This is a genomic window from Bacteroidota bacterium, assembly GCA_039714315.1.
Lineage (GTDB): Bacteria > Bacteroidota > Bacteroidia > Flavobacteriales > JADGDT01 > JADGDT01.
The window spans coordinates 1-7392 of the sequence record JBDLJM010000150.1; the positions used below are offsets into that span (position 1 = coordinate 1).

At 35.0% G+C, this 7392-nt stretch carries 6 protein-coding genes; 5 read left to right on the top strand and 1 reads right to left on the bottom strand.

The genetic code is table 11. The features are described from left to right. Positions 1-247 precede the first annotated feature (247 nt). From ABFR62_12095 to ABFR62_12115, 5 genes are all read left to right on the top strand, one after another. Positions 248-1852 (top strand): fumarate hydratase, encoded by a 1605-nt coding sequence (locus tag ABFR62_12095; GenBank protein MEN8139163.1) that lies wholly within the window; start codon positions 248-250, stop codon positions 1850-1852. 165 nt (positions 1853-2017) lie between these two features. Beyond that, positions 2018-2347 carry a tRNA-binding protein gene (locus tag ABFR62_12100; GenBank protein ID MEN8139164.1) on the top strand — a complete coding sequence of 110 codons (330 nt, stop codon included), beginning with the start codon at positions 2018-2020 and terminating at the stop codon, positions 2345-2347. Positions 2348-2377: 30 nt separating this feature from the next. Further along, on the top strand, positions 2378-3148 hold the full coding sequence (locus ABFR62_12105; GenBank protein ID MEN8139165.1) for a hypothetical protein: 771 nt from the start codon (positions 2378-2380) through the stop codon (positions 3146-3148). A gap of 125 nt (positions 3149-3273) precedes the next feature. Continuing rightward, positions 3274-3693, top strand: coding sequence for a hypothetical protein (locus ABFR62_12110; protein MEN8139166.1), 420 nt, complete (start codon positions 3274-3276; stop codon positions 3691-3693). 337 nt (positions 3694-4030) lie between these two features. Beyond that, positions 4031-6391: a TonB-dependent receptor gene (locus ABFR62_12115; GenBank protein MEN8139167.1), complete on the top strand. Its 2361-nt coding sequence runs from the start codon at positions 4031-4033 to the stop codon at positions 6389-6391. A gap of 45 nt (positions 6392-6436) precedes the next feature. On the opposite strand, the gene proB is transcribed toward ABFR62_12115, so the two are convergent. Next, positions 6437-7198 (bottom strand): glutamate 5-kinase, encoded by a 762-nt coding sequence (proB, locus tag ABFR62_12120; GenBank protein ID MEN8139168.1) that lies wholly within the window; start codon positions 7196-7198, stop codon positions 6437-6439. Positions 7199-7392 lie beyond the last annotated feature (194 nt).

Consider the following 7392-nt stretch of genomic DNA (forward strand, 5'->3'; position numbering starts at 1 on the left):
ATTATTTATTAATGAGAAATAAATGCAGTAAACCATAGATTGAATCGGTCCAACCAAACGCTTTATATAATTTTCTCCCCAAAAATATGACTTGACCCATATTATCCGGAAAACTCATCTTACAGATAAAAATTCCTGATAAAAATCACAGAGATTAGCATCGTTATTATCCCTACATTAGTATTCAATTTAAAAACTCTCTGACCAAAGAGAATCATTGAGAATAATAATACAAACTGTTTAAATAATGAGCGATTTTATATATCAAGAGCCTTTTCCAATCGAAAAGGACGACACAAAATACAGACTCTTAACAAAGGATCATGTTTCTATTACTGAAATTGATGGCCGAAAAATAGTTAAAGTTGCACCAGAGGCATTAAGATTGTTGTCGAAAGAAGCAATGACAGATGTATCTTTCCTGCTCCGCCCCTCGCATTTACAAAAATTGGAAAACATATTGAACGATCCTGAAGCTACCAGCAATGATCAGTTTGTAGCCTATACCTTAATACAAAATGCAGTTACTGCTGCCGAAGGAGAACTACCAAGCTGTCAGGATACCGGTACTGCAATTGTAATGGGTAAAAAAGGTGAAGATGTTTATACAGGTACAAACGATGCCGAACATTTATCGAAAGGTGTTTTTGACACTTATCAGGAAAAGAACCTTCGTTTTTCGCAGGTAGTTCCGTTAACTATGATGGACGAGAAAAATACAGGAACAAACCTTCCGGCGCAAATCGATATTTACTCTACTCAGGGTAATGCCTACAAATTTTTATTTATGGCAAAAGGTGGCGGATCGGCAAACAAAACATTCCTTTACCAAAAAACAAAAGCTTTGCTTACTGATGCAAACCTCAAAGAGTTTGTAAAAAGCACCCTTATGGATTTAGGTACAGCTGCCTGTCCTCCTTATCACCTGGCATTAGTCGTTGGGGGTACTTCGGCAGAAGCAAACCTAAAAACAGTGAAACTTGCATCGGCAGGATATTTAGACAACCTACCTACTACAGGTAATGACGGAGGTAGAGCATTCCGCGATTTGGAATGGGAAAAAATAGTTAAAACCTTAACTGAAGAAGCCGGTATTGGAGCCCAGTTTGGCGGTAAATATTTCGCCCATGATGTTAGGGTAATACGTTTACCTCGTCATGCTGCTTCTAACCCTGTGGGATTAGGTGTTTCGTGTAGTGCCGACAGAAATATAAAAGGAAAAATTACCGAAGACGGTATCTTCCTTGAACAACTGGAAAAAGAACCTGCAAAATATCTTCCGGCTAAAGCTCCACACTTAGAGCCTGCGGTTGAGATTGATCTTGACCGACCAATGGAAGAGGTTTTGGCAGAATTAACAAAACATCCAATCAAAACCAGATTGAACCTTAAAGGTACCCTGATTGTGGCACGCGATATGGCGCATGCCAGAATAATGGAAATGTTGGAAAAAGGTGAAGAAATGCCTGAGTATTTCAAAAATCACCCAATCTACTATGCAGGACCGGCAAAAACTCCAAAAGGTAAACCTTCAGGAAGTTTCGGTCCAACAACAGCAGGACGTATGGATCCTTATGTAGCTCCATTCCAGGCAAAAGGCGGATCGATGGTAATGCTTGCAAAAGGAAACCGTTCGCAGGCAATGATTGATGCATGTGCCAAGTACGGAGGTTTCTATCTTGGTTCAATTGGCGGACCGGCTGCAATTTTAGCTGAAGAAAACATCAAATCAGTTGAAGTAGTTGACTTCCCAGAATTGGGCATGGAAGCTGTAAGAAAAATTAAAATAGAAAACTTCCCTGCATTTATTATCACTGATGATAAAGGGAATGATTTCTTCCAAAAACTTTAAGAAGTTTTAAAATAAGATAACCTCTCCCCTCTTCATAGTAAAGGGGAGTTAGGAAGAGTTTTTTTTCACCTCGCATTTGACAATTGTCGGTGCGGGGTGTTTTTGTTTGACAAATTGCATTCGAGGTAATTGTTTATATTTACTGTTATACAAAAACACAAACCAATGTTAAGCTGGAAAGATTTTAAAAAAGTAGAAATGAGAGTTGGAACAATTATCGAAGCCAATGACTTTCCAAAGGCAAGAAAAGCTGCCTATAAACTTAAAATTGATTTTGGAGAATTGGGCATTAAGAACAGTTCTGCACAAATAACCAGGCTATACAATAAAGAAGATTTGATTAACAAACAAATAATCGCCGTTGTAAACTTCCCTCCTAAGCAAATCGCCAGTTTCATCTCTGAATGCCTTGTGCTTGGTGTTTTAGGCGAGGATGAAGATGTCACTCTGCTTAAACCCGATATTAGAGTAAAAAACGGGAGTCTAATTGCATGATAACACAATTAATTCTATTATCTCAAAAAGATGGATCGTATACATCTATTCGAATTTGAAGACCAAAAATGGTTCCCTGCATTTTTAAGGAATTTTGCCACTGATTTTCTTCAATTTGGTGCCAATAAATTCGACATGTATAAAGGTGTCATTCCAATTATCGAAAAAGGATTAGAATTGAGTAATTCCGAAAAAATAAACGACCTGGCATCAGGAGGTGGTGGCGGTTGGCTGAAAATTCTGGAACATCTAAAAACGAATCATCCTAATGTGAAAATTATTCTTAGTGATCTCTATCCAAATATTAAGTCTTTCAACCATTTAAAAGTATCAGATTCTTCCATTAGCTATATAGAAAAACCAATAGATATAATAAATGTAAAGTTTCCGGAAGATTCTTTGCAAACAATGTTTCTTTCTTTTCATCATTTCAAGCCCGGAAATGCAAAACAAATTCTACAAAACACTGTTAACAACAAAACTGTATTAGCAATTATAGAAGCGCAGGACAGGAGCTTTCAAAGCTTACTTGCCATGTTTCTTTCTCCAATATCCCTTTGGATAATGACCCCAATGATAAGACCTTTTTCCTTCATCAGGATCATTTTCACTTACCTAATCCCTATACTGCCTATACTTGTATGGTGGGATGGTATAATATCTTCGCTTAGAACATATTCTGAAAATGATTTGAAAGAACTGATTTCACAAGTTGATGATTATGAATCTTATGAATGGGAAATTGGAAAGGCTAAATCGGGACAAATAAAGAACACTTATCTGCTGGCTTACCCAAAGTAAATCCCTTTTGCCTTATTGATTTCAAGAAAGTATTTTGTAAGTTTTTTTTTACAAATAAGTTTAGTAACTTTATTACTCTCCTATCCAACCTATAATAGTTGATAAACAAATAAACTCTGGAAATCATGAAATGCAAACTATTTCTATTCCTATTATTAATTGGGCTATTGGGCTGCTCAAAGGATGGAGAATTAACTAAGGATGAAGAATTAGAAAAACCAATAAACTATCAGGAGATTCTAGGTAAATGGACTTGGATAGAATCTTCAGGAGGTTATGCAGGAACGATTGTAACTCCGAAAATCTTAGATGTGAATTTTTATTTGAGTATCAAAGAAAAGGAAATCGAAAAATACAAAGATGGAAAGTTATTATACTCCCATCCATATATCGTAGATTATGATTTAAGCATATGTAAGGAAAAAATCCCTTTGATTATATATGAAGATGAAGATGTAATAATACCGTATAAAGTTGAAGGTGATACTCTAATCTTATACGGTAAATGCGCTGACTTCACTGTTAAATATGTCCGAAGAAATTAATTTCAAAAAATACATCCCTAAACAAAAAGAGGTTAAAAAGCGACATATCCGCTTATTAACCTCTTTTTGTTTTTTTTACTTCCAAACCCTAACTTCAAACGAATATAAACTCTGGTGCATATTTTGAGACAGGATTTTATTATTTATCCTGTTTATTCACTTTCCCCTAAAAGAAAATCAATCATAAAATTATTTACTTCTCTGATTGCAATATGCATTTCGACATTGTAACCATGAAACAATCAAATTGATATAATTTTAAATAAAATGTATTGGCATTTGTAACAATTTATATTTTTGTCCGTCTTACACTTGATATATAATTAACTATACCCACATGAAAAACATTATTACAACATTGAGTTTCCTGTTAATCACAACTCTCTCTTTTTCTCAAAGCCAGATTCAGATATCCGGTCAGGTAAAAGATAAACACTCTAAAGAATACTTAAACTATTGTTCGGTAACGGTATTAACTCCTAAGGACAGCATAATAACAGGTGCAGTAACAAACGAGGACGGATACTTCTTCATCCCGGTAAATAAAGGAAACTACAAACTCGTTCTTAATTATATAGGATACAAAATTGATACAATAAATACAGTTTCAATATATTCTGATAAATTCCTAGGTACATTCTCACTTTCTCCTGATGCAAAAATGATGAATGGAGTAACCGTGAAAACCAGTTCGAGAGAAAACACAATAGATAAAGACATACAAATTGTTACTGACGAAATGAGGCTTGGCACAAGCGATACAAAAGATTTGATGAGCAAAGTGCCGGGAGTTAGTTTAGACAGATACAATAATGCTATAAAAGTAGATAACAGCAGTAATATAGTAATACTTGCCGATGGAGTAGAAAAAGATGCTGATTACATACAAAACCTCTCTCCCGAAAGAATAAAAAAGATAGAAATTATCAGAGACCCGGGAGGAAGGTATGGTTTAGAAGGCTATACTGCTATTGTTAATGTGATTTTAAATAAAAACTACGTCGGGTCTGAGTTATTTATTTATGACCAATCAATAATTGATCCGGTTCCCGAACACGAAAATTACTACTTACCAATTAACCGATTGTCTGTAAACTACAATTACACAAAAAACAGAGTTAACATATATGGAGCCGTAAGTCACAATAAGAATTCATGGGCACTTAACACCAGTTCAAAAACAATTTACAGTAACGACTCGGTAGTTTATGAGAACCCTCCACTATCGAGCCCCAATACCTTTGTAAAGAATATTAATACTAAATACACACTAGGGGCTGATTTTTACATCAATCCAAAACATACTATTAGCTTCGAAAGCAATATCAATAATTACCCGGAATCTATTAACAATACAAATATTTCTACTGCTACTTCTATTCTAAAGGATAACGTTGAAGTTGAATCTTACGGTTTCGCCTTTAATAATAAAAAAGAGTTTTCCCGCAGTAACAACTCCTTATTCTATATAGGAAAACTAAGCAATAAAGATAAACTTGATGCAAGTTTTACATATTCAACATATAATGAATCATATAGTAGTCAATATATTCAGGAGAGTATCAACAATAGACAAGAAGTAGGTAATAACTCAAATAAATACACCAACCTTAACCTTGAATATAACAGAGAAGTAAATGATAAACTAAATTTTCAGTTGGGCTATGGTAATCTATGGAAACAGATGGATAATTCATTTACAATAAATGACAACAATAAAGAGATATACTCACAAACAAATACCCGTCACAAATTATATGGATATACTTCATATAATTTCAATAAAAAACTAAGTGCAAAGGCAGGAATTGCGACTGAACTTAGTAGTGTTGTTGACAATAACCAGGATAATAAATACACAATATATCAACCTTTATTGGATATTAAGTACAACTTAAGCAAAAATATAAACTTCAAAATTAAGTACCGTTCAGAGAGTGATTATCCAACAATGGCTGAAACAAACCCATTTATCTCGGCTATAAACCCAAGATCAATATCGATGGGAAATCCTAACTTAAAACCATCGGTAACACATAAAGTATCACTTAAAACAAATATACTGCAGGGACTTGTTTCTGTAGAACCTTATATGCATTTTTCAAACAACCTCATCGGTCAGACAGGATATTTAAGACCTGATGAGATTTTTGTATACACTTACGAAAACATAGGGCTTTTCAGAGAAAATGGTATTAAAACCAACTTTACAATACCTTTTAGCAAAAAATTTATTTGGCAAAGTAGTTTCACTGTTTACAACAGTAGTATTACTCATAACGAAAACACTCATGAAGTTAACGACTGGAGAGCCGAATCGAACTTAATATATCAGGGCATTTTCAACGATGGACTTATTGTTCTTAATTACCAAAAAGGCTTAAATAAAAGAATTACTTCCTTGGGATATAATAACGATAACAATGATTTTTGGTTACTTCTTTTTCAGAAACCGTTTTTCAAGAAAAGTCTTAACCTGACAATAGGTTATGTTCTACCTATTGAGTTTGCAGCTAATTATTCTCAGGTAGGATACTCAAAAACCAACGACTATGAAAAATATGAAACCGCAGACATAAGCTTGTTGAAAAATTTAATATTTCTTAAAGTTACCTACAGGCTCAACAAGGGAAAAATTAAGAAGACCGAAAAGAATATCATGATTGAAGAGGATAACAGCAGCGGAGGTATTTTATAGTGGAGTGAAGTGGTGATGCTGTGTCCATCAGGCATCACCATTTCACTACTTCCTAAAACTTGTTGATTCATTTTTACCCGATAACAAATCGAGAATAAAATTATTTGCCCCACCATTCACAATATACATCCCTACATTGTTGTCGAAACAAATTTGAGCAGCTTCAAGTTTGGTTGTCATTCCGCCTGTGCCAAGCTTACTTTCTCTTTCTTCAATAAACTGCTCCACCTCTTTCAAATCTGAAACCTCAGGAATCAGAACCGCATCGTTATGAATATGTGGATTTTTAGTATAAATCCCATTTATATCAGAAACCAGGATCAAAATATCGGCAGATATCAGCGAAGCCACATATGCCGAAAGCTTGTCGTTATCTCCTACCACAATTTCTTTTACCGATATTGTGTCATTCTCGTTTACAACGGGAATATAACCATGTCGTAACAATTCGTTGATTGTATTGCTCATATTCTCACGACTGGTTTCTCTTTCAAAATCGTTATATGTCAGCAAACACTGAGCAGGTCGAAGTTCATAATCGCTAAAAACCTCGTTATACATCTGCAACAAAATAGGCTGACCGATTGCAGATTTAGCCTGTTTTGATTTCACATCTTTTGCCCAGCGATTCTTGTTTATTATTTGATTTGCAGCAGCTACTGCTCCTGACGATACCAAAACAATATCATACTCTTCCCTTAAAGACTCTATCTGACGGGCGATATCTTCTATCTTTCCCCTGGATATTTTATCAGTTTCCTGAGTAAGAGTTGAACTGCCTATTTTTATTACTAATTTTTTTTTCATCTCTGTTGGCTTTCTACTTTTGCCTTTTAGCTCGCTGGCACTTTTATCTTTTATCTTTTTTCTTTTTTCTTTCCGCTTTCCTGCCTGACTGCGTCACGCAGGCAGGTCTCTTTCATCCCCGGAGGGAGGTATCGCCTTTACCCGTTGAGACGAACGGCCGTTCGTCTTTACTTGCCTTATTAGTCATAGTCTGA

Bases quoted from the DNA above. Each gene is read 5' to 3' on its own strand.
- ABFR62_12095 (MEN8139163.1), top strand. From the start codon at position 248: ATGAGCGATTTTATATATCAAGAGCCTTTTCCAATCGAAAAGGACGAC.
- ABFR62_12100 (MEN8139164.1), top strand. From the start codon at position 2,018: ATGTTAAGCTGGAAAGATTTTAAAAAAGTAGAAATGAGAGTTGGAACA.
- ABFR62_12105 (MEN8139165.1), top strand. From the start codon at position 2,378: ATGGATCGTATACATCTATTCGAATTTGAAGACCAAAAATGGTTCCCT.
- ABFR62_12110 (MEN8139166.1), top strand. From the start codon at position 3,274: ATGAAATGCAAACTATTTCTATTCCTATTATTAATTGGGCTATTGGGC.
- ABFR62_12115 (MEN8139167.1), top strand. From the start codon at position 4,031: ATGAAAAACATTATTACAACATTGAGTTTCCTGTTAATCACAACTCTC.
- proB (MEN8139168.1), bottom strand. From the start codon at position 7,198: ATGAAAAAAAAATTAGTAATAAAAATAGGCAGTTCAACTCTTACTCAG.